At 60.1% G+C, this 26,422-nt stretch carries 22 protein-coding genes and 1 pseudogene; 5 read left to right on the top strand and 18 right to left on the bottom strand.

The features are described 5' to 3' along the window. The first annotated feature begins 228 nt into the window (after positions 1-228). Complete coding sequence (locus EVC45_RS31285) at positions 229-471, top strand: hypothetical protein (RefSeq protein ID WP_129962041.1); 243 nt, start codon at positions 229-231, stop codon at positions 469-471. A 302-nt stretch (positions 472-773) separates the two neighbouring features. Continuing rightward, entirely contained in the window at positions 774-1,091 is a 318-nt protein-coding gene (locus EVC45_RS31280) for an XRE family transcriptional regulator (RefSeq protein ID WP_129962040.1), read from the top strand. Positions 1,092-1,338: 247 nt separating this feature from the next. Here EVC45_RS31280 and EVC45_RS31275 read toward each other — a convergent pair whose 3' ends face one another. The 10 genes from EVC45_RS31275 to EVC45_RS31230 all read right to left on the bottom strand — a co-directional run bounded on the left by EVC45_RS31275 (position 1,339) and on the right by EVC45_RS31230 (position 16,520). Continuing rightward, positions 1,339-3,102, bottom strand: a complete 1,764-nt coding sequence (locus EVC45_RS31275; RefSeq protein ID WP_129962039.1) for a hypothetical protein — start codon at positions 3,100-3,102, stop codon at positions 1,339-1,341. 141 nt (positions 3,103-3,243) lie between these two features. Beyond that, positions 3,244-4,095, bottom strand: a complete 852-nt coding sequence (locus tag EVC45_RS31270; protein ID WP_129962038.1) for a hypothetical protein — start codon at positions 4,093-4,095, stop codon at positions 3,244-3,246. Further along, positions 4,092-4,889, bottom strand: a complete 798-nt coding sequence (locus EVC45_RS31265) for a hypothetical protein (RefSeq protein ID WP_129962037.1) — start codon at positions 4,887-4,889, stop codon at positions 4,092-4,094. The genes EVC45_RS31270 and EVC45_RS31265 overlap by 4 nt, the downstream gene beginning before the upstream one ends. Positions 4,890-4,924: 35 nt before the next feature. Continuing rightward, complete coding sequence (locus tag EVC45_RS31260) at positions 4,925-7,699, bottom strand: DEAD/DEAH box helicase (RefSeq protein ID WP_129962036.1); 2,775 nt, start codon at positions 7,697-7,699, stop codon at positions 4,925-4,927. Between the two features lie 9 nt (positions 7,700-7,708). Further along, on the bottom strand, positions 7,709-8,209 hold the full coding sequence (locus EVC45_RS31255; RefSeq protein WP_129962035.1) for a hypothetical protein: 501 nt from the start codon (positions 8,207-8,209) through the stop codon (positions 7,709-7,711). Then, positions 8,206-11,421, bottom strand: a complete 3,216-nt coding sequence (locus EVC45_RS31250; protein WP_129962034.1) for a DUF1156 domain-containing protein — start codon at positions 11,419-11,421, stop codon at positions 8,206-8,208. The genes EVC45_RS31255 and EVC45_RS31250 overlap by 4 nt, the downstream gene beginning before the upstream one ends. A gap of 12 nt (positions 11,422-11,433) precedes the next feature. Then, positions 11,434-12,423, bottom strand: coding sequence for a hypothetical protein (locus EVC45_RS31245; RefSeq protein WP_129962033.1), 990 nt, complete (start codon positions 12,421-12,423; stop codon positions 11,434-11,436). Next, a complete protein-coding gene (locus EVC45_RS31240) occupies positions 12,423-15,158 on the bottom strand; it encodes a DUF499 domain-containing protein (protein WP_129962032.1) in 2,736 nt (911 codons plus the stop codon). Before EVC45_RS31240 ends, EVC45_RS31245 begins: the two co-directional genes overlap by 1 nt. Before the next feature lie 183 nt (positions 15,159-15,341). After that, complete coding sequence (locus EVC45_RS31235; protein ID WP_129962031.1) at positions 15,342-16,322, bottom strand: tyrosine-type recombinase/integrase; 981 nt, start codon at positions 16,320-16,322, stop codon at positions 15,342-15,344. Between the two features lie 6 nt (positions 16,323-16,328). Then, the gene (locus EVC45_RS31230) at positions 16,329-16,520 is read right to left on the bottom strand and encodes a hypothetical protein (protein WP_129962030.1); all 192 of its coding nucleotides are present in this window, start codon (positions 16,518-16,520) and stop codon (positions 16,329-16,331) included. A 263-nt stretch (positions 16,521-16,783) separates the two neighbouring features. Here EVC45_RS31230 and EVC45_RS31225 point away from each other — a divergent pair, with 263 nt between their 5' ends. Beyond that, entirely contained in the window at positions 16,784-17,710 is a 927-nt protein-coding gene (locus tag EVC45_RS31225) for a DNA-binding protein (RefSeq protein WP_129962029.1), read from the top strand. A gap of 424 nt (positions 17,711-18,134) precedes the next feature. Here EVC45_RS31225 and EVC45_RS47035 read toward each other — a convergent pair. Together EVC45_RS47035 and EVC45_RS31220 are read right to left on the bottom strand one after the other, a co-directional pair. Further along, positions 18,135-18,244, bottom strand: a pseudogene (locus EVC45_RS47035) (recombinase family protein); the annotation flags it as partial. Between the two features lie 44 nt (positions 18,245-18,288). Next, the gene (locus EVC45_RS31220) at positions 18,289-19,071 is read right to left on the bottom strand and encodes a hypothetical protein (protein ID WP_129962028.1); all 783 of its coding nucleotides are present in this window, start codon (positions 19,069-19,071) and stop codon (positions 18,289-18,291) included. A gap of 87 nt (positions 19,072-19,158) precedes the next feature. Here EVC45_RS31220 and EVC45_RS45815 point away from each other — a divergent pair, with 87 nt between their 5' ends. Next, positions 19,159-19,770: a hypothetical protein gene (locus EVC45_RS45815; RefSeq protein WP_168991566.1), complete on the top strand. Its 612-nt coding sequence runs from the start codon at positions 19,159-19,161 to the stop codon at positions 19,768-19,770. A 427-nt stretch (positions 19,771-20,197) separates the two neighbouring features. Here the strand turns inward: EVC45_RS45815 and EVC45_RS31210 are convergent, their stop codons facing one another. Genes EVC45_RS31210 through EVC45_RS31200 form a run of 3 tightly spaced genes read right to left on the bottom strand, consistent with a single transcriptional unit; the run spans position 20,198 to position 22,013 of the window. Then, on the bottom strand, positions 20,198-21,043 hold the full coding sequence (locus EVC45_RS31210; protein WP_129962026.1) for an ImmA/IrrE family metallo-endopeptidase: 846 nt from the start codon (positions 21,041-21,043) through the stop codon (positions 20,198-20,200). Beyond that, the gene (locus tag EVC45_RS31205; RefSeq protein WP_129962025.1) at positions 21,040-21,432 is read right to left on the bottom strand and encodes a hypothetical protein; all 393 of its coding nucleotides are present in this window, start codon (positions 21,430-21,432) and stop codon (positions 21,040-21,042) included. Before EVC45_RS31205 ends, EVC45_RS31210 begins: the two co-directional genes overlap by 4 nt. After that, entirely contained in the window at positions 21,429-22,013 is a 585-nt protein-coding gene (locus EVC45_RS31200) for an RNA polymerase sigma factor (protein ID WP_129962024.1), read from the bottom strand. Before EVC45_RS31200 ends, EVC45_RS31205 begins: the two co-directional genes overlap by 4 nt. Positions 22,014-22,175: 162 nt before the next feature. On the opposite strand from EVC45_RS31200, the gene EVC45_RS31195 reads away from it, so the two are divergent. Beyond that, positions 22,176-23,120, top strand: coding sequence for a hypothetical protein (locus EVC45_RS31195; RefSeq protein ID WP_129962023.1), 945 nt, complete (start codon positions 22,176-22,178; stop codon positions 23,118-23,120). A gap of 391 nt (positions 23,121-23,511) precedes the next feature. On the opposite strand, the gene EVC45_RS31190 is transcribed toward EVC45_RS31195, so the two are convergent. From EVC45_RS31190 to EVC45_RS31180, 3 genes are all read right to left on the bottom strand, one after another. Then, positions 23,512-25,149, bottom strand: coding sequence for an ATP-binding protein (locus tag EVC45_RS31190; protein WP_129962022.1), 1,638 nt, complete (start codon positions 25,147-25,149; stop codon positions 23,512-23,514). A gap of 237 nt (positions 25,150-25,386) precedes the next feature. Continuing rightward, the gene (locus tag EVC45_RS31185; RefSeq protein WP_129962021.1) at positions 25,387-25,713 is read right to left on the bottom strand and encodes a stability/partitioning determinant; all 327 of its coding nucleotides are present in this window, start codon (positions 25,711-25,713) and stop codon (positions 25,387-25,389) included. After that, a complete protein-coding gene (locus tag EVC45_RS31180) occupies positions 25,714-26,406 on the bottom strand; it encodes a ParA family protein (RefSeq protein ID WP_129962020.1) in 693 nt (230 codons plus the stop codon). Positions 26,407-26,422 lie beyond the last annotated feature (16 nt).

Here is a 26,422-nt window from a genome sequence, read left to right as displayed (position 1 = left end):
AACCAGATCTCGGGATGACCAGGAGCGTATTGCGCGCGCCTGCGCGCCCGGATCGAGGTGCACGGGGACCCGCGCCGCAGGTGCGGGGAGAGCGCCGGCCCGTAGCGGCAGCGAAGGGACGATCCGGTGAGGCGCCGCGCAGCTATGGGCGGGGTCGTCAAGCAGCCGCAGGCTGCGTGATTCCACCGCGGCGAAGCCGTGGGGGCTGGATTGAGGTCGGGCGAAACAATGAATCGTTCAGGAGCAGGAAACATCATGTTTCGAGCGTGGTTTCATTTTGCCCACTTGGGCGCGGTTGGATTCAGACGTGTGCAGCCGGGCGATACGCCGGCGGAATACGACGACCCAGCCAGGGAATGGCGAGATGCATTTGACTTACAGGGGATCAGCGACGCGATCGATACGCTATTCGATATGTGGACGGGAGACCGTCACTTTGATCGTCGCAACCTGCCGGAGGTGGGGGGATGACGACAGCGAAGCACTGACCGGGCCTGAAGCACGGACGGACGACTGAATCATCCAGCGCGCCGTGCGGATACGGATAGCGAGTGATGGCGGCGACGTGTACGACGCATGGCCGGGATACACGCATCCGATGACTCGCGATCAGGAGGTTAAGGCGCTCGAGGAGTGCAAGGAGCGTTGGCCAGAACATGCGTTCCGCGCGCATCGGTTGCTGTTGGAGCAAAAGATCGCCGCGGGCGCGACCTACCGGGCGCGGCGATCCGCTCGATCCAGGAAACACGATTAACGAAAAAGGCGGGAGAAAAATGACTGTCGATATTCATACACCCATTCGGTCCGAGTGTTTGCTTCCGGCTGACGAGGGATGGGAGCGGCCCCGAGGCGCTGAAGTCCAGGAGGTGGTGCGACGCATCGGCCTGTCGGGTCGAGCTGTTGCCAGGGTGCTCGGCCTGAGTGAGCATGGCGGCCGGCAGGTGAGGCGCTGGATAAGCGAAGACGCGCCAATCACCTATACGGCGTGGGCAATTCTCTGTGATATGGCCGGGCTTGGCCGGATATGGCGCGGCAAAACCCTAGAAATGGGTTTGAGTGGCATAAATGAATCGACGCTCGATGACGAATGACCATCGGTTTGTTGGTATGCGCTTCAACTGGAGCGCGGGGGGCTTATGAGGCAGCGTTCGGCCAGTTCTCGCCGGTCGTGGGTGCTGCAGAGTCAGAGTACGTCCGCGACAATCCAGTCAGCCGACGTCAAAGCTTTCCATAACCCTCTGTCCCAAAGCGGGCAACGAAGGCATAACGCTTTGTGCTGTTTATTGACGGGACGTTCGGCGTGCGCGGCTTCTCGCGCAGGTCCGGTCGACCGCAGGGTTATGCCTTGCTGGCGACAACGGCGGACGCCAACAGTTTCTTGATTGAGTCTTTCATGTTGATAGCAGCAGGCTTGCGATGATTTGGCAACACCTCTTCAAGAATCCACTGAATCTCTTTCATTCTCCGAGTCGTTGATCCCAAGCCGTTCAGTGTCATAGCCTCAGCCCAGTTCGAGCTGTACGTTTTGAGAATCACAGCGCGGGCAAAGGCCAGGAGCTGCTTTGAGAATTCTTGCTTTACGTTGGCGATGCTCCGCTCTTGCATTGAACGTGTAGCCGCTTCAACCCAAGAAGCCGGATGTGAGATGAAGTACTCCAACTCTCGCGTGACTTCCGCATGGAAATCGGCAATTGGTTCCATGTCCCTGAAGCCATCCCACTCCCAGCACATGCGCCGGTTGAACGCCTTGACGGTTTGCCAATGCTTTGTGTCTAACATTGCTTTCCATTTTGAGAGAAAACTGTCGGCAGACTTAGACAGATAGGACGAAAGCATCTCGTAGTCGTAGATAGGTTCGACGAAATGTGGCTTCGCTTCAGAGAACTTTGCGCTGATTGAGGCCAGAAGCCTGCACACTTCTGACACACTATGGCTATCAAGGCTTCCTAAATTCATGTGAGCAAGATAGTAGAATCGGTCTGCCCCAACATCAAACTCTGCGCCGTCATCCCTCAGCGCGTGTTTGACGTTTGTGAGGCCTTTCTTCACGGCACGTACCTGACTATCTCTACTTGGCTCTTCCTCCTCCCCAACTTCCACCTCATCCAGCTTCGTGAAGAGCAGATGAAATTTCTCAGCGTAGCCGTTTCGGAGAACACTCTCGATTGCACTCTTGCCACCGGACGCGAAGGGCTTCTTGCACTCTTCGACTAGCCCGATGGCATCTGCGAAATGGAAGTAGTCCAAGTGTCGTGGTGAGAGCCTGCTTGCCTCCCGCGTGTCATGTCCAATTCCTTCGCCATCAATGAGCACAAGTTCGACGCCAGACGGAAGCCATGGCGATAAAAGGTTTCCCTGGATTCTGGCGTACTCGACAACGGGTGAGATTGAATCCTTCGCACTCGACAGGAGCAACTTAGCCCTGTCCACAAAGGCGGTTAGATCACTCGACGTATGCTGGTAGAACTGAGGATCAGAATACAGGCGATGCCCATCACATACCTCGGCGACCTTGGCTTCGATGAGCCGAAGTATCTCGGTGTTCAAGGCACGTTTTACGTCGTTGTGGTGGTCCAAGGCAAGATCGACCACCACTCCCATTTCCTCGTCTCTGCTTTGTAGCTCGGTAGTCAGTTCCTTAACCGTTGCATCGAGTACCGGCATGAAACTGACGATTTCCTCAGCCAGGTCTTTACGCTGCTCTTGCGTAAGGATGTATCGCAGTCGAAACCGTTCGTCGGGTGTCTCTTCGAGGTTCTCGGTTACGGCGTCTTTGGAGATAGTCCCTTTACAAAAGTGGGAGTATGCATTTTCAATCGCAATCTCCAAGATTTCGCCAACGAGATTTGCGAGCATTCGCTGAGACTTGAATAGGTATGTTGCCTGGTAGGGCAAGTCCTTGCTGAGGACATACTCAGTTACCGCGACGGTCGTGCGTTTCTGTTGCACCGAAGGAAACTTGAGCTTGTCCGTACCGAGAATCCGCCGGACGATGGTTGTCTTCCCCGCCCCGGTATCGCCCAGCAGATACAACTTGGGCAAATTGACGGGAATGGGGCTCAATTCATCTAACCGCTTTTGAATCTCCTCGAACCGGCTCATTGAAACCTCCTGTGAGATTGTAGATGGAGTGCGAGGCATAACGGTTGAAGTCCGAAAGTCGCGATGTCGCAAACGCTGCGAACCAATTTTTGGCGGTTCCCCGTACTATGCGTCGTAATGATTCGGGAGGGTGTCGTCACGTCATGCAATTGCCACCACCGCACTCGCGGCATCGGCGACCGTATGAACCTCACGCAGTTCGATTAGCCGGTGCTCGGCTTCGTGTTGTAGCTCAATCACGTTGGACCTCAAACGATCTCTTTGATTGTCGCTAAGCGTAATGTCGTCCTGAGATGGTGTGCCAAACACTAGCACTGCCGCCAAGGCAGAGTTGCGCTCCTTGGCCAATGCAAGCTTCCACATCTTGGCGCGTGCATCTTCCATGCCCTGATTCTGTTGAGCCGGGCGCAAAAGCCCAAACTGTGCTGCAAGGCGAGGGGTGAGCATCGCAAAGCGGACAGGTACTCCGCCATCCACCAGTACCGCCTCACGGTTGAAGTACATGCTGAGTTCAGGTCGGAGCATCTGGACGGCTTCTTTAACCCGTGTTGTCCATTGCTGGTTAACCTCCTTTTCGGGCGTGGGGAGGTCGTCGGATGTGGCCGCAGGCTCGTCGGCAATTACGCTGAGACTGCAATTCATCAACACGACCTGTCGCAACAAGTCCGCTTCGCTGCTGGCCCAGGTGGGTCGCGATGGAGCCAGTGAAAAATTCGTCAGCGGTACCGCGGCCAGCGCCGCCTCCCAACCATGCGCGTTAGCGACGGTAGAGAGCGCCTCAAGGACACCGTCCAACATTCGCAACACACCCTCGCCCGCCCCGCCGTACATGCAACGTAAAACATCCGGACGAATAAGGGGCCTTGCAAGGAAGCGGTCGTCATACTCGAATAGAGCCGCCACGTTGATTCGCTCTCCGGAGCCATAGACCGGCTCCCATCCGAGCACACTATATCGTGCATTGGTGCCTGCAAATGCCTCGAGAGAACTCATGGTTGTTGCCTCGCGAACAAGGGGGACATCGAGTTGGCCGTCTTAGTCGCGAGCGAACCCAAATTGCCCTGAGCGAGCGACGCGAAGGTAGCACGATGTTGCGCAATGACCGCCGGTACGGACGCGAACTCGGCGTCAATCATTTGCCAGACTGCCGAGCCAGCGCCAAGCAGGGCCTGCTGTGCGAGTGCCGCGCTCGTACTCGCACTTTGGACCGCGGCGACGAGCGGTGGCTTGAACTGGTTAGTCGCAAAGAATGCGAGGCGGTTTTGTTGCATAGGTCGAATACCGAGAGCACGCTCGTGATCGATGATGGTGAAGTTGATGCCATTCCAGAGCACATTGCCAGGATTTCGGTCGCCATTGGCTACCAATTCGTCGAACGAGATTACTTGGCCAACCTGAGACCACGCCGAAAGGATGCACGCCAAGGCCTGCATTTGCGAAGCGTCTGCATGTGTTCCGATTCGTAATGAGCCGGACAGACTCGGATACCCAGCCTCGCGGGCTCCGAAACAAAGCGTGCTATCGCGCGGGTCGGTGATAACGAGTGGCGTCAATGTTGGGAGGCCCAAAGCATCTCCCAGCAGTGCACACAGGCACTCTGCAGCAATCTCACGGTCCCCAGCCTGTTTAACCACGCATCGCTGCGAAAGGCCGGCAACACTCACGACGGCGTAGCTGGCCCCGGTGACGCCTTCGCCCACCGGAACCAATGTGTGTGGAATCAAGATTCCTTGTTCGATTTTCACCGCATTCTCCTGGGCTTCTTCCAGTCCGCGCTGGCCCTTCATGGACATTTTTCAACTGATTCTTTGGACGGCCCTAACTATGCCGGCGGCGCTATTTCCACGTAAGCCAACAGTTCCGCAAAATAGCTTCCATCTCCGTTCGCAGTCCCTTTCTGCTTCAGTTCCCGTTGTAGGGATGGCTCAACGGCATGGGCAAAGAGTTCAAGTCGCCGGTCTGTGGAGAAGAATGGAGTTGCGACTGATGCCTGCATATAGCGCTCGCCCTGTCGTTCCACCATAGGCGTCCGTGTACCATCTTCCTTGATGGCAATCGTGTGCATGACGACACGGCGCTCGCCATGTCCGCCGGAAACTTCCACTAGCCAAAAGGACAGCAGGACTGGTTGCTTGATGTCCCCCTGGACCGCAATTCCAAGCTCTTCGGGCGGTACGCTGCGCCAACGGCCTAGTTCCTCTTGCACCAGCGGGTGATCCAGTCCCATCAATTCCAGATCGTCCCGACTTGTGGCCGCATCGCGGTTCAATGTAAAGCGAACGCGTCTCACGCCGTCTGCTGCAAGTAGGTCATAAGTCTCTTCATTGACCTTTACGAATCGTTGTTGACGATCTGCCAGCGCAGCAGCAAGGAACCGTACCAACCGATCCATGCTCGACGAGATGTCGGCGAAGGGCTTGTAGTCATCGAGGCTAAAGCCTTCGAGGTCTTGGAATAGATCGAACACCACTTGCCGCGCTTCGCGGGAATTCGACAAGGCTGCTTCAAGCTCGACCTGCGTGCGTTTCAGTTCGGGATCGGAGAGTGCCTCCTGGTATAGCCGGTCATAGTTGAGTCGTTCGGACAACTGTCCGAGAATCTGCGCACGCAGGTCTTCCGCGACGTTGCCTTGGTCATCAACCTTGCCGACGGTGCGCGCGATCTCGGTTAGTTTCTCGTCGAGCAGCAGGAAGATGCGACCCTCGATAGTGTCCGACAACACTAGGTTGTAGACTTGTGCCGTGTGCATTTGGCCGTAGCGGTGGATGCGCCCGATGCGCTGCTCCACGTCCATCGGGTTCCAAGGCAAGTCGAAGTTAAACAGAATGCGCGCGAATTGCAGGTTGATGCCTTCGCGGCCCGCAGCGGTACAAACCAGCACACGCGGGCCATCTTTCTGACGGAACCGGCGTTCTGCGGCCACCTTGGCACCGTGATCACCACCACGCAGCACCACCACGCCTTGACCGGGGAAGGTCTGATCGATCTCGCGGGCGATCAAATCTACTGTGCCGAGGTAGGTGGCGAAAACCACGATCTTCTCGTTTGGGTTCTGCCGCCACAGCGTGCTCAGTCCATCGAGCAGCTTTTGCGCCTTCGTCTCGCGCTGCTGCGGGAAGTTTGTGAGCAGATCGCCGATGCGCAGGCGCTCCTCGGGCAGGTGAAGTTCAACGACCGCCGACGCCGCTTCCTCGGCGTGCGTTGCAGAGTATTCGCTGCCATAGGGATCGGAGGCCATTTCCAGCGCCTCCTCGTCCAACTTTTTGACCAAGCGGTACTTGAGATCGGCGAGCATCCGATCCACTTCACTGCGTCCGATATTGTCACAGGGCAGGTCGAATTCCTCGTGGATCAGCCCGCGTGCCTCGTCGGTCAGGCGTTCACGGCCTTCGATGTCCAACTCCTTGTCGCGCAGCAGAGCCTCGTGCAGCGTCAGCATCAGCAGACGGCGCTTGAGCGTCCGTCGCACAGCGGCAAAGCTCGATGCTGCGATCTTTTGGAAAATCGCCATCAGAAAGCCCAGCGCGCGCCCTTGGTTGCCTTGGCGACGGGCGAGATCGAAACCGTCCTCCAGATACTCGCGTAGCTTCTCATAGAACAGCCGCTCTTCCGGGCGCATCAGGAAGGATTCGGTGTGTACCCAACGGCGCGCGAACAGCGGCGAGCCGTCGGGCTGGCAGGCATCGGCCTTAGTGCGCCGGAACATCACCGTGTTCAAGCGGTGGCGGTTCTCCAGCATCTCCTCAGGGCTGCCGAACAAGGTCGGATTGAGCAACTGAACCAGCATCCAGAACTGGAAATGGTTGCCTTGGTGTGGCGTGGCCGACAGCAGCATCAGATCACGCGAGTGATCCTTCAACGCCTCGGCCAACTTGTAGTTCTCGGTCTTCCTGACCTTGCCGCCGGTGCGGTAGGCGGTCAGATGGTGGGCCTCATCGAACACCACTAGATCCCAGCGCGGTGCGTCGAGCAGGCGCTTGATCCGCGCCGGGCGCTTGAGGGTGTCGATGCTCGCGATCAATCGATCGTGTTTGGCGAAGGCGTTCGTCTTGCGGTCGGTGATATCGCCCTCGGAGCCGAACACCTCAAAGTCGAGATTGAACACCTCATTCAACTCGCGGTGCCAGTTGTTCACCAGCCCGGCGGGCACCACCATAAGTGCGCGATTCAGTTCGCCACGGCTGGCCAACTCGCGCAAGATCAGCGCGGTTTCGATGGTCTTGCCCAACCCCACCTCGTCGGCGATGAGGTAGCGCCGGGGGGACGCAGTGGCAATGCGGTGGGTCAGTACCACTTGATGGGGCAATAGATCGATCTTGGCCGACGTCAGCGCCGACGCGCTTTCCATCACGGGCAGTGCGTGAGCCTCGTAGGACAGCCACGCCTTGCGTGCGCGATCAGCGCCGCCATCCACGGCACGCAAGATGCGCTCGGTGCGAGTGAGCTGGCGGCGTATCGAGCTAACCGGCACACGTCGCTCACCGACGCCGAAGAAGGCCCGCAAGTAGCCATCGCGCGCAGGGTCAAGAACGACACCTTGGCCGAATTCGTGGTGGGTGATTCGTTCGCCTGGTTGAAACTGAGTCTGTGCTTCCACGCGCCGACCTCAGGTAATCCGCAGATGGAACAGGCCAGCGGGCCTGCTGCCTGCGTGCAGCAGAATTTCCTGCGGATACTCGTTTGCCTCGCCCCACAGGATGCGGCCGAAGGCGAGCAGACTCTCGCCGTGCGGTGCCGCGCAGCGCCATTCGATAGAATCGGTGGCGGGATGGAATTTGATGCGCCCCTGACCGGAGGGCAGCCAGAAGATCAAGGCCGCCTGTCCGTCATAGGCGTCCTGGAACGATAGGATCGCCTGCTTCACGGAATCGCCCAGCCACGTCTCAGCATCTTCTGGCGTCAGTAAATCGAGGCCACCTTCCAAGCCCGCTACTACCAGCGTGTTGTTGCCGTTGCTCGGCAGATCGTCGGGCCAATTGCCCACCGCCTGAAGGAACTGGCGCAGGCTCCAGACCTCGCTGGCCACACACACCTGATTGCGCGCTTCCTCGTCCCAAATCCAGCTGGTGCCACGTCGCTGCCATACAGTGTCGAGCAGTTGCTTCATAGCGCATACTCCTCGAACAACGAGCCTTGCGTCGGTTTGACCGACTGCGTCGCCGCCCATGCGTTGTAGATCGACACGGCGCGCGAGGCCGCATTGCGGTTGGCCTGATCCGGGCCGTTCTTGTGCAGCCACTCCAGCAAGGGCTTCAGCGCCACGTGGGGCTTGAAATTCTCGTTCTTCAGCGTGTCCGAGGCATTGATGCCGCTGCTATCGAAGCACGCGCCGATGAGCACTAGCGCCTGATCCAAATCCGAGGTCAAGCGGCGTTTGTGCTTTCCAGACCACTCGCGGGCGAAATCGAGCGGATTCGCTCGCGTGAACACCTTGCTCTTCTCTGAGCACCAGCCGCGCTGTTCGAATTCGTCAGGCGTGGTGATCGAGCCCTTCAAGAATTTCTGCAACTGGTCGCGCTTCATCTCGGTCGCGTTGCCGAAGGTGCGCAGGAACTGGCGGGTGATTGGCTCGGCATTGACCGGCGGCGGCTCTTTGCCTTTGTCCGCGTCTTCGTCGATGAGCTGGTTGATACCGACTAGCGCGTCCTTGACCGAGATTGTGCGCCCCTCGTCGACATAGACCTTGCCGTAGTGGCGGGAGAAGTACTCCAGCGCCTTGCCGCGCCGGATCACCTGGATGTCTGCGGCGGGGAGACCTTCCTTGGCGTGGTTCTCCAGCATCGCCTGCAGTTGGCGCACGTCGGCCATCACCTCGCGGCGCATCCGGCCCCAGCTCACCGGTTTCGGTTCTTCCGTGCGCTTGCGGCAGACGTGGATGATGTCGTACTCGATGGTCTGAGAACCGAATGTTCCAGGCTTCGATCCCTCACCCTTTGTTTCGTCGGAACGAATCGGATAGGTCGCTTCAAGGTAGTAGCCCGCATCGAACAGCGATTCCAGCACAGCCACCCATGGCTCATCCTCACTGTGGTGGAAGGTGAAGGCGAGAATGCCGCCAGGCTTGAGCACGCGATGCGCTTCGCGCCAGCACTGCGTGAGCAGGCGCTGGTAGAACCCGTCCGGGTCTTCAGGCTCGCGAGCCCGGTTGGCGACGGCCTCCAGCGATTTGGGCGTGTGTTCGGTGCTGAAATAGTCTGGGTACTTTTCTTTCAGTACGAGGCGTAGCCAGACGTAGAAGAAATCGGACAGTTCCGAATAGTGCAGCAGGCCGCCGAAGGGCGGATCGGTGATGACCAGATCGAGGCTGGAGGTGGCAATGTGCGCGAGATCGGTGGACGAAGCCCGGTACACGCCAACCTCGCCGACCGAATCGCCGGGGTAGACCTTCTCGCTCTTGCCAGTAATCTGTTCAGCCAAGGCTGGATCATGTCGTTTCAGCGTCTCAAGGCTCGCTGCTTCCCACGGCTGCATCGCCCATTCTCGGCCCTGGACGATTCCTTCGATGCAGGATGCCCAGTTCCCGCGTCCAAGTGTGGCGAACACACAATTCTCAACTGTTGTAGCCTTAGGGTGGTAATTGTTGTTAGCAAACTGCGGCTCAAGCTTGTCAGCTTGCACGTTCCACAAAGTAAACAGACTTTGATTACGTAGGTATTGCTGGAATGCTCCAAGAACATACTCTCTCACATTCCACGCGTAGCTTCCGACAGTTGAAATAGCCTTCAAGAGCTGTGTATGCACGAGCCTCTGCCGGGGGTTGAACATGGTCCACCAATGCGTGTATCCATGATTCGGTATCCCGCCGTTGTTCATGTGCGTCATGAACCCGTAGGGAAGTTCTGAACGCGGCCAGTAGTCCTTCAGGTCGCCGTCCTTGCGCTCTTCCCACTCCTGGAACGCCGCGTCGTACTGCTTGGCGTGCGCTGTATCAAATGCCGCGAAGAAGCGACCGCTGTAGGGCATGCCGGCCGCGTCTCGTCCGGGCGCATAACCCTGCACCGCGTAGGACGCCATCGGCCCGGTCTTGCCGCTAGCCTTGATCGTCGTCAGCACGTCCTGCACCGTGCCGCAGGCCGCGCAGGAGTAGTGCGACTTCTTCGGTACCGTAGCTGCATCAGTCTTGAATGTGAGTTTGGTCTCAGGGCAAGTCACTTCCTCGGGCAGCGCACCACGCACCTCCAGGAATCGAATCTTTGCCGCGCGTTCCTGATCCCATCGCGTGGTCGCGGCCGCGTCGTCCTGAGCCGAGCCGCCGTAGGGCTGGCTGTTTGCGTCTTGCTTGGGCGAACCAGCCAGCCACTGCGGATGCACCAGCAGGCTGAGTTCGACTTTTTTGTTCTTGCCCTTGCCCAGGTTGACGAGCGCGGTGTGACCGCAATGAGGACAGACAACGCCCTTCTTGCGGTCGAGCACGGAGAACGGGTACTCGGAAGGTGCTACGTACAGCGGCGCATCGGGTGCCATGCGTGCGGCGTCTTCCTCAACGTGGAACTCGCCGCCGCACTTGCCGCAGGAATGTTCCCAGTGTTTGACGCTGAGCGTCTTCACTGCCATCACTGGGCTGCTCATGATCGGCGTCCGGTGGCCGCAGCCGGTCACCTGACAGGGGCCATGCTTGGCCCAGAATGTGTAGATGATCTCCGGGCCTTCGTAGCTGTACTCAGACCGCTGCTCCTGAGGAATGCTGAGAGGGTCGAAATCGGCTGACATCACGCGCTTGGTAGGCACGTGCGTCCATTTGCCCTTCTCGCCGTTCGGCCCGTCGCAGTAGTAGTACGGCATGATTTGCGGCTTGACCTCGGCCTCGATGTCGACGAGCAGGCGCTTCACTTCCTCCAGATCGACGTTGGCGAGTTCCTGCTTGACCACGAACCACGCAACCGGATTCAGGTCGTTGCCGACCATCTGCATCCCGAGACGGGAGCCTTCCACCAGCGTGGTGCCGCCACCCATGAAGATGTCGGCAACCTTGAGGTTCTTGAACGCGCCTTTCTTCTGGTGGTTGGCGTAGTAGTTTTCCCACACCAGCTTGGCCGCGTGCGACTTGTCTTCCGGGGCCTTGGTCGCCGCCGCGATCAACATCGAGCGGAACACGCTGGAACGACGCCGCGCCCACCATTTCGACATCTGGTAGATGGGCTTGCCTGCGTTGCCTTCGATGATCGCCACCTGATTGACTGGCAGGATCGGGAAGTCCACCTCCAGACAAGTCTTGGGGCGGTTCGGGTCGTTGAAATCGACCGTTTCGAGAGCGACCGTCTTGCCTGCACCGACGGCCTTGGCGACTTCTTGCGCCAGTAGTTCTTTTTTGGTTGCCATGCAGCGCGTTCCTTATTTCGTGAGCTCGACGAAGGGCGACAGCACCTCCAGCAGCGAGAGGCCGCCGTGCGTCAACGTCGGATAACCGCCCTGGCTCTTCCATTTCCAGCGGCCAACGGCCAGGAGATGAGCGCCGTGCGGGCTGTTGATCTGGAGTGCCACGGGGGGCACGAACGGGCCAGTCTCGCCCGTGCCAGCAGTACTACGACCACTGGCGAAGGTCTTCTTGAGAAATTGGCCGACCTCGCCGTCGGCATCAGGGAAGTAGCCGGTGGCGGCGTAACCGTGGTCGGAAGTGATGACCAGCCGTCGCCCGGTAGCTAAGCGCTCGACGAAGGCCCAGAAGTCGTCGCTACTGAGTTGGTCGGTCGCGTCACGGGTCAGCGTGTCGAGTCCCTGTCCCGCGCCAGATCCGTCGTGAACCTTGCTGTCGGGCCAGTGGTGCCAGAATACCCAGTTCAGTGCGCTGTTGATCAGACCCTCACAGTCCTTCCATGGCATATCGACGCACTCGGTGTGCGCCGGTTGCAGCCTGTGGGCAAGGCCGCCACCGTTGTTCTGGAGTTGGCTGCGACTGCCAAAACCGAGCGCCTGCGCAAACTCGTTGGTTTCGCCGGGCAGTTCGGAGGCGTTGGCAGTGACCTCGTGCAAGGTGAATCCGCGTTCCTTGGCTCCTTGTAGCAGCCAAGGCAATTCGCGCAACGACAGACCGTCAAGGATCAGCACCGCCTTGGCGCTGTAGGGCTCGGCCCACCAGCGAGCGAGTCGATCAGAGGTGCGTTCGACGGTGTCGCCGAAGGCCTGCCACAGATCCCACCCGGTGGACGACAGGAAATGATCGAGCGCACCGATCTCCCGGTCACGTTTGATGACCTCGCTGGGCGCATTGCCTACAGCCAATGGCTTCGAGGCGATCTCGACGGCGTTGTTGATGATGACGTGCCATGCGTCCTCGGCAGTGCCTTTGGTGAGGCTGTGCAATACCCCGGCGTCGAGTGCCATTAGTTGTCCTCCTTCTCAAGGCTCAGCTCGAAGGTCATGCCATCGGGCAGTTTCTTGAGCAGTTCCTTGAGCTGGGCACCGTTGGCCGCAGATACTTTGATCGAAACCTCGGCGACCTGCGTCGCGGGGCCAATGCCCCAACCTTCAAGTTTGCCGATCAGGTTCAATGGTGACGTCGGCGGGTTGCTCAAGGGGATACGTGGCTTGCCGCCAGTACTTGTCGAGCCACCACCGAAGATGCCGCCTCCGGCCGGGGGCGCGTCACCGCCAGAAGTCGCATCACCACCCGAAGGAGGTGCTGTGCCACCGCCGAACAGGCCACCGCCATCCCCGCCAGCAGGCGGCTGGGGTGCAGGAGGCGTCGTGCCGCCAGTGGTTGGCACCGCCGAGGGCTCCATCAGGAACACCTCGTCCAGCTGACGTCCGGTGTAGGAGAGCTTGGGGCGCAGTCGCTTCCAGGCTGTGTCCTCGTCTTCGCCAGGCTGAGTCTGGAGGTATTCGAGGCCGCGCAGGTTGACGGCGATCTTGCCCCGCGCGCACAAGCGCAGGACACGTTCCTTCATCGCGGTTTCGCCGAGCCAAGGGATGCAATCCCGGCCCGCCGGGCGGGGCTCTTGCAGCTCGCGCAGCAGTTTGCCAACCGGTGAATTTTCGGTGGCAGCTTCCAGCACGAGGTCTTCAAAGTCCTCTGGCACGAACAGGTCGTTGACCAGCGCCTCTTCGATGCCCTCGGGGATCTGGGCACCTTGCTTCTTCAGGCTCTCGACGCCGAACATGCATTGGTTCGGGTCGGCGAAATTCCAGCGATGCAGCACGGCGAAGCGGTCAAAGCGTTTCTTCAGAATGTCGCGCAATGCACCTTGGAATTCTGTGTGCAGCTTCTTGTACTCGGGGTTCTGGCCGCTCCACTCCTGCGCTTTCATCTCGGCGCGAGCGAGGATCAGCAAATCGCGGTCTTGGAACGCATTCGATGAGCCGGATCGCGGCAGCAGGAAACGGATGGTGTTGCGGCGCTTCTGCAGATGGTCTTTGAGCCAGCGGCCAAGGCGCTGGTCAATGGTGTCGGGTTCTTCCGGCAGCACTAGGATGGGCAAGCGATCGTCCCAACGCTCGGGTTGCTCGGCCTCATCCAGTGTTGACCACGGATCGGTCTGCCAAGACTTCGGCAGCGCGATCACGCGGAAGGTCTTGGCCACCTCGTCGGTGCCGCCGATAACGTAGCGAACCTGCTTGGCCAGCTGCGCCTGATCGGAACCGTCCGTGAACAGCTTGTCGTTGCGCGCGCAGGCCATCAGCTTGGCACGCGGGTTTTCCTCTTCGCGGAAAACCAGACGGGGGCCATCCTGGTGAATGTTGAAGCTGTTTTCGACGATGGTCGCCAGTTCAACCTGGAAGGCGTTGTCGTCGACGGCCTTGCTGCGGGTGATGTCGACCTGCAGTGTCACGGGCTCGGCACCAGCGAGATTCCCGACGGCAATGGATCGCAGCCACAGCGCACCCACGATTTCCTGCAGGTGCGGGGCGAGACTTGCGTGATCGGCGACCGCCTCCGTGACCGAGATAATGTTCTGTTGAGCCTTGGCACGCAGGGTGCGGTGATGCTCATTCGACACCGAATCCAGTAGCGCGCCGATACCTGAGGCATCGTCATCCAGACGGAAGTCTGCGGCCGTGAGCACGGGAGCCGCCTCGCCACGACTCTTGTAGAGGTTGGCCAGGATACGGATCATGTCGCGCGTTTCCTGCGCGTCAGTCGCAATCAGCACCTGCTCTTCAAGCAGTCGCAGCAGATGTGGCGCGTAGGGCCAGGACTCGGTGAATTCCTTGCTCTTGCGATCCTGCTCGGACGATGGCACGTCAAGCAGGCGGAAATATTCGGCGACGTGCTTGGCTACAAGCGACTCGATGCTGGCCGGAGCAATCTGCATCCGGTTATCGAACAGACGGTGCAACAGCATCCGACGGCGATCCCGCTGGATGCGCTCTGCGTTGCCGCCAGCCTTGAAGTCGATGGCGACCGGATTGACGCGATGCACCTGCTGGTAGGCATCGCTACTGCCATTGCGAACCGAGATCACCAGCACCAGAAGGTCTGGACGCTCCTTGGCGATCTCCGAAAGGATCTGGATGAAGTTGAACGCCCAGTTCTTCCAGGGGTACTGCTTCGTGTTGGTCAAACCGTCATACCACGTCTGGAACTCGTCCAGGAGCAGCATCGTGGGCGTATGCTGCAGCAGTTCGAGGATTAGCTTGTCGGATGGAATGTCGGTCTTGGCCGCTCCCATCCCTTCCCATTTGCCTTTGATGTAAGTGCCGTGAGGATGACGCTCGAACAGTAAGTCCCACAGGAATTTGTAGCGCTGGCGGTGCAGGCTTTCGCCAATGACCAGCATTCCATCGCGCAGGGCGATCTGGCCGACATTGGGGTCGCCCAACGTGGTCGCCCATGAATTGAGCCATGCCCTCGTAGATGTTGCATCGTTCACCGCGTGGTAGAGCGCAGCCATCAGGTGCGACTTACCAAGGCCGCGCTCGCCGATCACTACTACCGGGCGACCTTGGTTCGGACCGACCGCCTCGATCCCTTTCAGTAGGTCATGGGTCGGATAGGTAATCTCCAGGAACTCCTTAGCCGCAATCTGCGTTGCGCCGGTGTTCGTGTCGTTGGAGAGTTCAATTGCCGTCCCTTTGAGACGTTTGCCCCGGAATTCTTCGCGCAGGTTCAGTCCAAGCATTACTTCCGCTCCCGTCTATTTTTTGATTCTTGGCTTAGAAGCCAAAGATGCTGCGATTCTAACGTTTTAACGAAAACCCGCGTGAGCCGTGGTTTTCCGAGATTTGAGGTGCCGGCTGCCGTCATTTTCGCCCGGACCCCTCAGTGCCATCCTTTCGGCGCGGCAGGTCGCCGTTCCGCGTCTTCAGTACGCCACCTTGAAGGTCGGTGAATCTTCTGGCCGGCTCTTTCGTCGATCATAGATGCGCGTGGTCGCAATATTCGCGTGCCCGAGCCATTCCTGAACCTTCGCGATATCGGCCTCGTGTTCGAGCGCATTGGTGGCCGCGGTCGCGCGGAGGCTGTGCACGCCGAAGCCCTGCACGTCGATCTTCGCCTGCGCCGCATAAGCGAGCACGCATTTGTAGACGCCATCGGCTGTGATCGCGGCGCCGGTCGGGCCACGCAGTGGACGGAACAGCGGCGCATCGGGCGTGATGCCGTGGCCAGCCATTTCCAGATAGAGGTGGATTCGCTCCGCAGTACCCGGGTGCAGCGGTAAGTATCTGGTCCTGCCGCCCTTGCCGTGCACCCGCAGATGGGGCACCCCGCGCCGGCTGTGAATATCTCGCACCTTCAGCAGACAGAGTTCTTCGCGACGCAGCCCGTGATATAGCAGTACCGCGAGCAGCGCCCTGTCGCGCAGGCCTTTGAGCGTGGCGGGGTCGGGCGCGTCGAGCAGCGCGCGCGCCTGGTGGTCGCCGAGCGCTGGCGTCTTGCCTTCATTGCTATCCACCTTGGGCCGCTTCGCGCCCTTGACCGGGTTGAAGTCGACCGCGTTCTTTTCGCACAGGTACTCAAACAGCGACGACAGCGCGGCCAGCTTGCGCCGGATCGTCGCGCCCGACAGCGCGCGCTCCTCGAGCACCTTGCGCCACGCCAGTACGTGGGCGCGCGTGACGAGGCGGAACTCCTCCGGACGCTGGATCCCCGCGAAGCCCATGAAGTCCTGCAGATCGATCTGATAGGCTCGCCGCGTGCGTGGATTGTCGAGATTCGCGAACCACTCGGCCTCGGCGGGCACGGCCCCCAGCTGGTGAAATTCCGGCGCACTCAGGCGCCGCTCACCGGGCAGGTTGGCCGCCGGCAACCCCGTGGTGGACCCGCGTGATGTGGGTGCAGTCATGGCGGCCTACAGCACGCGCAGGTTACGGATCCGGCCGATCCGCGGTGAGCGCTGGCGGATCAGGTCGGCGATGAATTCGGGCAGCAGCGCGCGCGGCACGGTGGCCGGCACACCGGTCACCAGCTGGGACGGGATCTGGACAATGAACGCGTCCGGCGCGCTCGCCAGGCTGTGTTCGTAGCTGACGCGGTAATCCATCGAAACTCCTTGAGGTCAGTGGCTACATTACTATTGATAACATATTTTATCAATACTTCGGTCGTCTGACCCGGCCCTGCCCCATCCGTCCCGGTTTGTTTCGTCTTCGCGCATCTCCACGAATCGCTTGAAACGCCCGTGCTGCAAGGGTTTGGGCGTCGTGCGCGCCCTCCTCCGGGCGCGTCGTTGAAAGTTAGTTAGTTTCTTTATTTGTTTATTTGTTTGTGATACGATGGCGGTATTCCGTTTTGGAGCCCTTTGCCATGCGCCCCGTTGAATTCACGCCAGAACAGATCATCGAAGCCGGCCAGTCGCTGCGCGATGCCGGCCGCAACGTCACCGGCTTTGCGCTGCGTCAGCGGATCGGCGGCGGCAACCCGAACCGCCTGAAACAGGTGTGGGACGAATATGTGGCGTCGCAGTCGACGGTGGAGGCCCAGCCGGTGGCCGAATTGCCGGTCGAGGTCGCCGAAGAGGTCGCGGCGGTGACCGCGGCGCTGACCGAGCGGATCGCGAAGCTCGCCGCGGAACTGAACGACAAGGCCGTCAAGGCGGCGGAGCGGCGTGTCGCCGAGGTGGTACGCGCGGCGGGCGAGCAGCGTGAACAGGCGGAGCGCGAACTGGCTGACGCCGCACAGACGGTGGACGACCTGGAGGCGCAACTGGACGCCATGAAGGCCCACGCCAATGAACTGACGCAGCGTGTCGCGGACACCCAGGACGAAAAGCAGGCGCTGGCGGTTCAGCTCGCGCAGACGCGCGAACGGCTTGCTGCGACCGAGCAGCAGGCCAAGGCTGCGGCCGAACAACACACTGCGGAGCTGACGCGGGGACAGGAGAGCGTGGATCGGCTACGAGCCGAACTTGAGACGGTACGCGCCGGCGCGGCCGAGAAGATTGAGGTGCTGCGTGCGGAACTCAGCGAGTCGAGGGCACAGGCCCGAGCCGCCGAGCAGACGCACACTGAACAGCGCCGGCTCGCCGATGAAGGGCATGCCGCGGAGCGCAAGCGGACGGCGGAGGAGGCGCAGCGGCAGGCCGAGAGGTTCACACAGGTCCAGGCGGAGCGCGACGCCGCCCGCAAGGAGGCCGGCCAGGCCAGGGAGGAAGCATCCCGGCAGGCCGGCAAACTGGAAGCGCTGGCGACGCAGAATGCGGAGCTGCTGGCCGCGCTCAGGGCGCAAAAGTGACCGCCCAGTCCCGCCGGGCCGGATCCCAGGAAAGCTGCCCGATGGTGCCGCCCTCAGGCTTGGACCGCGACGTCACCCAGCGCCCGCGGACATGGTTTGGATTAGCCTTGGCTCACCTCCAATGTCTGAACCAACGTTGCGATATCGCGAAAGCCTTATCCGGCTTAGGTTTGCTTGCACCCTTGGATCGGGTCCTTGGCTCATCGAGCCGAGATAGGTGGCGATTTGCGCCAACGCTAGGTGTAGCGGCTTGCATTTGAAATCGTCCGTGCTTGCAATCGACGTGCTTTCCCGCTCGAGATAACTGCAACTGACGGAACGTGCGTGCTCGGATTATCTGCAACTGTGCTTGCATTCAGCCGGCCGTGCTTGCATTCCATCGTGGTCCGCTCACATTATCTGCAACGGACGTGGAGCGCACGGACCCGGTGCGCTCCGCCTTCACGCCGCTTGCCGTGTCCTCGAAGACGCGTTCGCAACCGGCCTTCGCCAGCGCGTCGCGTTGCAGGTCGAGCGCTGGTCGTCTGTCGACACTCGGACAACCTCACACGGCTTGCCGGGGCGTCAGCGCGCGCCGGTCAATTTCCTGTCGTAGTGCAGTGCAACTGGCTCCCGATCTGATAGCAGTTCGTGTTCTGAATCGACGGCGTTCGGATCGGGGGCGGCGGGGGCAACGGCGTGTAGATAGGTCTCGAGTTCGCCAACATTTGCAACGCAAGCGCACGCCGAGCATTTTGCGCCGCTTCTTCATTCGCTTGCGCTTGTGCTTGCGTAGCGGCCTCTTGCGCGGCAGCTGCCTTCTGTTGAGCTTCGATGCTGGCTTGTTGGGCCCGCCTATTTGCCTGCTCCCGATCGCTCTCCGCCTGCAATGTCTGCAGAGTGCTGGCAACCCGTTCCCGATAGGTGTCGTCGGTAGCTTGACGCTGCTGATTGAACTGAGCGTAGGTCAGCTTACCGGCGTACAGCTTTGCAACCAGGGCCTCGATTGCGTGCATGCTCTCGTCGATGAGAGCGGATACAACTGGCTGATATGCGATGGCTCGATAGTCGTGGCCGAGATCGTAACAGCGTTCGCTCTCGGCAACCCAGGCAGCGATCGCGTCCTTCTCCCGCTTCGTTGGTCGATGGTCGTTTGCGAGCATCGAGAGATCAGGATGGGCGCCGAGCTTCAAAACCACTTTGCCTCGCAGCGGCGCAAACGCTGGATTGTCCGCCATAGCTGCAAAACATGCGATCGACGGGTCCTCCGCCGCCCACGCCGCGGAAGATGCGACGGCCACTGCCAATGCAGCCACCGACCACGAAAATTTTTTCCCCATGATCACCCTTGTCTCGCTATTCTTGTCAACGATTACCGTCATGACAGCCGCCTCGCCGATGATACCGTCATCCTCGCCACCGCATCGGCATGTCGACAAGGATTCTCGGGCGCTGGCAAGGAAGCGTAGATGCCTACTACCGTCGCAGAAGCGTTCGCTGCCGCCGACCTCAGTCGGGCCGGCTGCGTTCCTTGGGGTACAAAGCCGCCCGCGCCTGAGTGTGGGGTCTACATCGTTTCGCTTACGGACTCTCTAGATTCGCTCGATGGAGTTCTGTCGGAAGCCCCTTTGTCATCAATTGACTTCGAACACTGGCTGTATGTGCGGCCGGAGCTATCAATCGACGGCAGCAGGCCGACCCCTGAGGAGTTGATGCGGCGGGTGGCGGCCTTCTGGTTACGAGACGAAGTCATCCTCTATGTCGGGCTGACGGAATCTCAGTCGCTATCGAAACGACTGGGCCAGTACTATCGGACGCCAATTGGAAAGCGTAGTCCCCATGCCGGTGGCTACTTTCTGAAACTGCTCTCGAATCTCGATAGTCTTTGGATTCATTACGCACCAAGCTCAGACCCGGCCGGTGCGGAATCGAAGATCATCGACTGGTTTTACTCGCACGTTTCCGATACAGCTAAGCGCGACCTATGGGATCCGGAGCACCCGTTCCCGTTTGCAAATCTCGAGTGGCCCCGTGGCACTCGAAAGAAGCACGGGTTCCGTGGTTCCGCCGAAGCCCGCTGACCATCCGCCATTTTCTGCACGATCGCCTGCGGCGCGCCCTTCTCCGCATAACGGAAACCATACGCAGACCCGCCGAACGTCATCATTTCGGGTAGACCACGCCTTGCGGCGAGATCGTGGACGGTTCGTTCCATGTGGGCGAGCGCTTGATCGTCCAATAAACGAAGGTTTGCTGGATGCCACACCGCCGTCAATCCGACATCACGGGAACCCGCATGGCGAGCATCTTTCAACGTCACAATATACCGGTCGTTTCTCGCACAAACTGAACAGTGCACGCCGATGGTCGTCATTTGGGGAGCGTTCGACGAAAGGGGCGCCAAAGTACGCTAAGCCGGCTCACCTATTATGGCAACGGCTAGACGGTGCGCGCGAAGTTCGGCAATGCCGGCTCGCTGCTGCATTGCTTCTCGCGGTACTCGCACCATCAGCGTCTTGAGGCGCCTCGCCGGGGAACGTAGGAGCCTCGTTCGTTGTACCTGCGGTTGCCGACATTCCAGTCGAATCCCGCATCTAGCATGTCCGGCTGCAGATACAGAAGCACAAGCGCTGTACCGCCGGCGCTGCCAATGCACTGCTCCAGCACCTCGTACTTTTCGGCGTCATCGTTCTCGAACCAAGCGTCCGCCGACTGTTTGCCGAGGTACCGGGACTCCTTGCCGCTGTTGAGAAAATCGTAGGTAAAAGTATCTTCATCCAGCTTGTCTTTGAGAAACCAGCGCTTCGGGATGTCCGCTGCCGGCAAACTCCAACGCTTCCCATCCCTGGTATAGCAAGCGACGATGACCGGCAGGGTGTCGATGTTCGCGAGGCGCAGGGCCGTTGCCATGATGCTCGTCTCGAACTCTCCCGCGACCTTCGTGAGCTGCTGAAAGCTCGGCTGCCCAAGCTGGGCAATCACCGGTTTGAAGAGCGGGCCGGGTAACAGCAGATGAGCTGCGAAATTGTCCGCCTCCTTCTCCAGAGCACGGTCGGAGGAAAGGTTGGCGCTCGGGTCATCGACGCGACACTGGAACGAGCGCCCCCTGTGAAGATGCCAATGTCCCAGCTCGTGTGCGACGGAGAACCGTTCGCGACCACGCACGTCTGACGGATTGATGGTCGCAACGGCACGGTCGAGATAGCCAACGAGAGATGCCTCGCACCCCGTCATCGCTTCGTAGACCACCTCAACTCCCGAGTCGAAGGCAATTGCTTCGACATCCAGATCCTGAGGACACTTGATGCCAAGCTCTGCGACCAATGCCTCAGCACGCTTGCCCGCAGAAGTCACTTCTCAGCTCCCTCAGCGCCCGACTCCAGTGCCTTGATTTTCCTGTACAGCTTGAGCACTTCGTCATCCGAGAGATCACCAAGGCTCCGAGCGGCCAACGTATACCTGCCATCGTTTGCAGCCTGGGCAATGAACCGGCGAGCCTCGTTTGCAGAAACCTCTGCGGTTACAGCAGCAGGCTGCTCTTTCAGAGCCGCAAAACCAGCCTTGGCCGCAGCAAGCCGCGCATGCCCAGCCTTCGCCTTGGCGGCTTGGAGCAGACGCAAACCGTCCGCCTGCACGGAGGCTGGGTCAAGGCCTTCTAACACCTGGTCGTCGGGCATCGCAATCAACTCATCCACCAGCGCATCGATGAAGTTCTCGAATTCGTTTGTCGGCTTGGTCGTCATTTCGATCTCCGGTCGGGGTCCAGCGCTGCGAGTCTGCGCAGCAACCGATTTCGAGCCGCATCGTATTTCTTCTCGTCCCAGCCCAGTTCTTCGCGTGCTTCGGCGCCGCGAAGGCCATCAGCCCACGCCATGACTAGCAATTCTAGGTCCTCGTCGCCGCCAAGCGCCGCGTAAAGGGCAACTATCTGCTGCTTGCCCGACATCTTGTCCTCTGGCGTCACCGACACCTTACCGTGCGCCACTGGAGTCTTGTCGTCATCGTCGGCCTCGAACGGGTCCACGATCACATTCTCGTCGACGGGGCTCGCCTCGTTATGCTTTCTGGCATTGCTGGCGACGCTGTGCATCGCGGTTTTGATCACCACCAACGGGTGAACGCCGTGTGGCCATACGCGTGTGCCGTCGAGTAACTTAAGCACGGTCTCCTGCAGCAGGTCATCGGGCTTCCAGCCAGTCAGGCCGCCACAGAAGGCAGCGGCAATGGCCTTGGCACGCTGCCAATCAGCTGGGGTGAAAGCCGTGAGGACGGCCTCCACTTCCCCCTTGGTCAGGCGTTTTTCAGGTTCTGGGATAGCAGACATAGACGGGTTCTCCACTCCCTAAGACTCCCCAGCAGCGGCTGGAGGATGTGTCCGCGGAAGATTTTTTTATGGTGCCGGGCGTCCATGGAGCCGTCCCGGGGAGTCCTTGTTAGTAGGAGGGCAATACCGCCCGTCCCGACAACCTGAAAGGACTTCAATAATATGCAGATTAACCGCAAAACCCGCAACATTGCCAAGTACCTCAACCACATCCAGCCTTCCGAGCTGTACATGCTCGGCCTGGCCCTCAATGCCGACATCGAGAAACGGCTGGATGAGCTGGGGTTCGACATCCCGTTCGTTCCCGGCCATAGCCTGCTGCCGCCCGCACGCAAAGGACCTGCGTGCCGACGCAACGCAGAGGGCTATGACATCGTCCACCGCGACCAGCCGATGGAGACGGCTTACCGCCAGGTGGAATGGCACTGGACCCAGTTCGTCGGTCGCTACGGCACCGAAGAGATGTCGAAGATAGTCGATGTACCCTACCAGCGTTACCCGCGCACTCACGTCGCACCGTACAGCATCGAACTGGAAATCAAGGTTCGCGAAGATGGCAAGGTCTTCGTGGTGGCCGGCCCGTTCGCCAACGACGAGGCCCACGCCGCAGTCGCCACGAACACCGCCAACATGCTGCGCGAGGCGCTCGGTGGCTTCGAGGTGCTCGGCAAGGATCTCAGCGACTGGGTCAGCGCACCGGTGCGTCGCCTACACTGGCAGTTGCTGCCTCCCGGCAAGAACCCTTGGGAATCGGCCAAACCGGCGCTGGAGAAGATGATCGAACGCGCCCCGACCGGCAACCGGGGCGTGCTCCGTGCCCGTCTCTCCGCCGTCGGCGAAAAGAAGCCCGACTTCGTCGCCATCGGCATTGGGGGCTTCGAGGGATACACCGTCTTCGGCTTCGTGAAGCAGGAACTGTGCGTGCTGGAGTGCCCGCAGGTGAACAATGCCACCTACGTGCTGCCGATGGAGTCTTGGGAAGCGCTGTCAAAGATGAGCAAAGCGCAAATCCTCGACGCCCAAGCCCACAAGGCGCGCATCGTGCACACGCGCTCGTGGTTTGATGCCTTGGGAAAAGTCCTCGGCGCCGGCCGCAAAGCGGCATGATGCGTGTCTCGCCTTGGTCGGCAGCAGCAGTGCTGCCGACCCGTGTACCTTGTCGTACGGCTCCTTCAAGCGTGTCGAGAAGGGTGAATTCTGACCGCTACGCTCGCCCGTCCTCCCGGCTTAACGTACTTTGGCGCCCCTTTCGTCGAACGCCCCGATTTGCAACTAATTCGAGCACGCGGCGATGGAATACAAGTCGGACCGGCTGAATGCAAGCACAGTTGCAGATAATCCGAGCACGCACGTTCCGTCAGTTGCAGTTATCTCGAGCGGGAAAGCACGTCGATTGCAAGCACGGACGATTTCAAATGCAAGCCGCTACAGCTAGGTGTAGCGACCTGAAATCGCATGGATTGCAGGTCCGGCCCGTTTCGATTTCAGGTCGTTACAGCTAGGAGGCCAAGGTATATCGGGCCGTACTGCGCGTCCCCGTCAACCGTAGTTTTCCGTTCTTCACCAGGTGATCCAATGTCCGTCGCACCTGTGAGCGCGGTATTTCTAGGCCCACCCGCTGGTGGATCTCGCTAATCCTCGTACCCGGATACCGAGCAACATCTTCCAGAATGAGCGCCGACAGGCGATGTGGTTCGATCCGCTTCAGCGTCGTCGCTGCCGTAAAGTCGAGGTTCCGCAGCAAGTGCGGGTCAACGAAGTAACGCGTGGCCTGCGTGCGCCCCGCGGTCTTCACCACCTCCCAGTCCACCAGTCGCGCTAGCCAGGGACGAAGTTCGTCCGGGGATGCAAGCTCGAGCATGGCGGCAAGCTCACGGGCCGTGAGCGCTTCGTGCTGCGCGAGCAGCCCCAAGGCGATTCGTTCGCGCTGCTGCAGGTGAAACGTCTCATCCGCCTTGGCAAGAAAGTCGATGACCTCTGGCTTCGGAATGCGTCGGCGAATCACCACCTGCACGCGGTCGTGTCCTTCGATGAGCTCAGGCGCGGGCCGCCCCTGCGATAGCAGGACCTCATACATCTTGTCAAAGCCGCTTCCCTCGCGCTCCATTAGCTTCAGATCGTGGAACAGTCGCGCCAGTACCTCGTTGCGTCGAACGGTCGTGTGCAGGATGTTTTGCGGCGTCACGCCGAGCGGCAGAAGTCCCGGGTTCACGACCTCGAGGCGATCCGGATACAAATTCATGAAAATGTCGCCGCGCTGCGTGTAGGGCCGATGCACCAGTGCATTGACGAGCAGCTCGCGTACCACAATCTCGTCGTATGCCGGCACGTACTGACGGTAGAGGCCGTCGGGAAGCTCATACCGCTCCCGGAAATCCGGCACCTCCTTCCACACCGCCTCGATCAGCTCCATCGGGCTGAGAAGATGGTCGTCCCACACCCATTTGTTGATTTTTGCGCCGCTGTCGTCGTACTTGATCACCTGAATGACCGGCGCCGTCGAGAGCTGGGCTCGATCGGCCTGCGTGCCGACGCAGAGGGTCCCCATGTTCGTCAGGTAGTCGCCGCGCGCCAGCATGTAATGCTCGAGTAACTCGTCGTCCGACTTCTCCTTCACCGACGCTTTCACTCGGTCCGACGTCCTAAGGCCGTGCGTGAGCCGATGGACCTGCTCGGGGTTCGCCGCACGCCGCGACACGTGCGCCGTGCGTTGGGTCTCCCAAGGCAGCGCCGCGCGCTCGCTCGCGAGCCGCAGCACATCGTCGCCGGTGATGGGCGCACTTTTGTCCGCGATGCGGATGTAGTAACGGCCGTCGGTGGTCGACGCCACCGCCACGGCGCGCGGAATAGTAAGTTCGAGGTATTGCGCGCCGTTCTCGGCCGTTCGCACCTCGGGTAACCCAACGACATTGACGGTCAGCTCGCTCAGGCGACGGCGCACCAGGTCAGGAAGATCGGCGGGAAGCACTTGTCCAGCCGGAGGCGAAGCGGCGTCGTTTTCGATGCCGATGAGCAGTCGGCCGCCGGCCGCATTGGCAAACGCCACGCAGTCCTTGGCCAACTCATTCCAGTCTGCAGACTTTCCCTTGACGACGCGCAGCGATTTCTTGTCGAGCAACTGGCCTTCTTGGCTCAAGCCTCACTCCTCGGGAATGCAGTGATTAGCGTTGTGGTGGTGCTCGCGCCTTCAGGCGCCCAGCGCCGCGGTGAACAGCAAGCGCTGCATTTTATGCTGAACCCGACGGACAAGGCCCCGTCTATGCTCGATGTGCGGCCGATGTGCGCACACGACGACCACCCTCCACTTTTCCGATAGACGTGCGAGAAAAGCGGTCGTCTAACAGATATCTGGTAGCTACTGGATAGCTGTTAGTTACGTGCTTTCCTGGGCTTCCAGTGCAGTTAGGGCTCGATCGAGCACTTCACCGAGGGGCACCTTTAACTCATCAGCTTTTCGGTACAGGCGTTCAATCGTTTCTGTGGTCGCCTTGATATTGATCTGCCTGTTTCGCCCGGTGACGTATCGGCGCTGCGACCTGACTGTGGGGCGCTCGCTGGTCTGCTGGGGTTGTCGACTGGGGAAGCCGTTGTCTTCGGCGATGCGTTCAATAACGTCGCGCTCGACGGGCTTGCGAGTCTTCTCGCCTGGCGCCTTGGGTTTGAATTCGTCCAGGCCCTCGATAGGATTGACGCGCTTCATTTATGCCACCTCCGCGACTGCCGGGCGCTCACCCTCGCGAAGGGTGGCGATGACCTCGGCAGTGAATGCTTCTGCGTTTGCGATTGCCTTGTCTAAATTGGAAACCTCGCGCGGATCTAGATGCTCCAGAGGCTCCCCGAACGAAAACATGGCGCGATACGCTTCGCGCTCGTTCAGTTCTGTTTGGAAGACGTTGATACCGGCATCGGTCAGCGAGCCGGCAATGTGTGCCATGGTGCGCGTCCGAATGATCGGACTGGTGCGCGTCAGAAGGACGCCGTATGGGACCGAACGACGCGCCATTTTTTCATGCTGTTTCACCACCTTTAATGCACGCGTTGCCTGCGCTGCGTCGAGCTGTGAGCCCTGAGTTGGCACGATGACCAGGTCAGCTTGACTGACCGCGAGCAGCACGATCTTCGCCGCAGTTCCTTCAAGGTCGACAATCACGAACGGCGTTTTCTCTGCTGCCTCTTCGATGCGCTCGATCATGTTTTCCTCGTCGGCGTCGGAGAGTACCGTGAGGTTGTTGGGCGTATTCGCGCCGGTCGACCATGCCTTGATGGGATGATTCGGGTCCGCGTCGATCACCGTTACGGCGGCGCCCTTGCGCGCAATTTGGGTTGCGAGGATCAAGGCCGAGGTGGTCTTTCCGGCGCCGCCTTTCGGGCTGACGAAAACTATGGTGGGCATGCGTAGATCTCCGTTG

The sequence above is a fragment of the Paraburkholderia sp. UYCP14C genome, from assembly GCF_004197395.1.
In the GTDB taxonomy this organism is placed as follows: Bacteria; Pseudomonadota; Gammaproteobacteria; order Burkholderiales; family Burkholderiaceae; genus Paraburkholderia.
The sequence above is the reverse complement of the archived record's forward strand: the minus strand, read 5'-3'. Positions and strand labels throughout refer to the sequence as shown.

Coding starts and splice junctions, on each gene's coding strand:
- EVC45_RS31285 (WP_129962041.1), top strand. CDS start 229: ATGAATCGTTCAGGAGCAGGAAACATCATGTTTCGAGCGTGGTTTCAT.
- EVC45_RS31280 (WP_129962040.1), top strand. CDS start 774: ATGACTGTCGATATTCATACACCCATTCGGTCCGAGTGTTTGCTTCCG.
- EVC45_RS31275 (WP_129962039.1), bottom strand. CDS start 3,102: ATGAGCCGGTTCGAGGAGATTCAAAAGCGGTTAGATGAATTGAGCCCC.
- EVC45_RS31270 (WP_129962038.1), bottom strand. CDS start 4,095: ATGAGTTCTCTCGAGGCATTTGCAGGCACCAATGCACGATATAGTGTG.
- EVC45_RS31265 (WP_129962037.1), bottom strand. CDS start 4,889: ATGAAGGGCCAGCGCGGACTGGAAGAAGCCCAGGAGAATGCGGTGAAA.
- EVC45_RS31255 (WP_129962035.1), bottom strand. CDS start 8,209: ATGAAGCAACTGCTCGACACTGTATGGCAGCGACGTGGCACCAGCTGG.
- EVC45_RS31250 (WP_129962034.1), bottom strand. CDS start 11,421: ATGGCAACCAAAAAAGAACTACTGGCGCAAGAAGTCGCCAAGGCCGTC.
- EVC45_RS31245 (WP_129962033.1), bottom strand. CDS start 12,423: ATGGCACTCGACGCCGGGGTATTGCACAGCCTCACCAAAGGCACTGCC.
- EVC45_RS31240 (WP_129962032.1), bottom strand. CDS start 15,158: ATGCTTGGACTGAACCTGCGCGAAGAATTCCGGGGCAAACGTCTCAAA.
- EVC45_RS31235 (WP_129962031.1), bottom strand. CDS start 16,322: ATGACTGCACCCACATCACGCGGGTCCACCACGGGGTTGCCGGCGGCC.
- EVC45_RS31230 (WP_129962030.1), bottom strand. CDS start 16,520: ATGGATTACCGCGTCAGCTACGAACACAGCCTGGCGAGCGCGCCGGAC.
- EVC45_RS31225 (WP_129962029.1), top strand. CDS start 16,784: ATGCGCCCCGTTGAATTCACGCCAGAACAGATCATCGAAGCCGGCCAG.
- EVC45_RS31220 (WP_129962028.1), bottom strand. CDS start 19,071: ATGACGGTAATCGTTGACAAGAATAGCGAGACAAGGGTGATCATGGGG.
- EVC45_RS45815 (WP_168991566.1), top strand. CDS start 19,159: ATGCCTACTACCGTCGCAGAAGCGTTCGCTGCCGCCGACCTCAGTCGG.
- EVC45_RS31205 (WP_129962025.1), bottom strand. CDS start 21,432: ATGACGACCAAGCCGACAAACGAATTCGAGAACTTCATCGATGCGCTG.
- EVC45_RS31200 (WP_129962024.1), bottom strand. CDS start 22,013: ATGTCTGCTATCCCAGAACCTGAAAAACGCCTGACCAAGGGGGAAGTG.
- EVC45_RS31195 (WP_129962023.1), top strand. CDS start 22,176: ATGCAGATTAACCGCAAAACCCGCAACATTGCCAAGTACCTCAACCAC.
- EVC45_RS31185 (WP_129962021.1), bottom strand. CDS start 25,713: ATGAAGCGCGTCAATCCTATCGAGGGCCTGGACGAATTCAAACCCAAG.
- EVC45_RS31180 (WP_129962020.1), bottom strand. CDS start 26,406: ATGCCCACCATAGTTTTCGTCAGCCCGAAAGGCGGCGCCGGAAAGACC.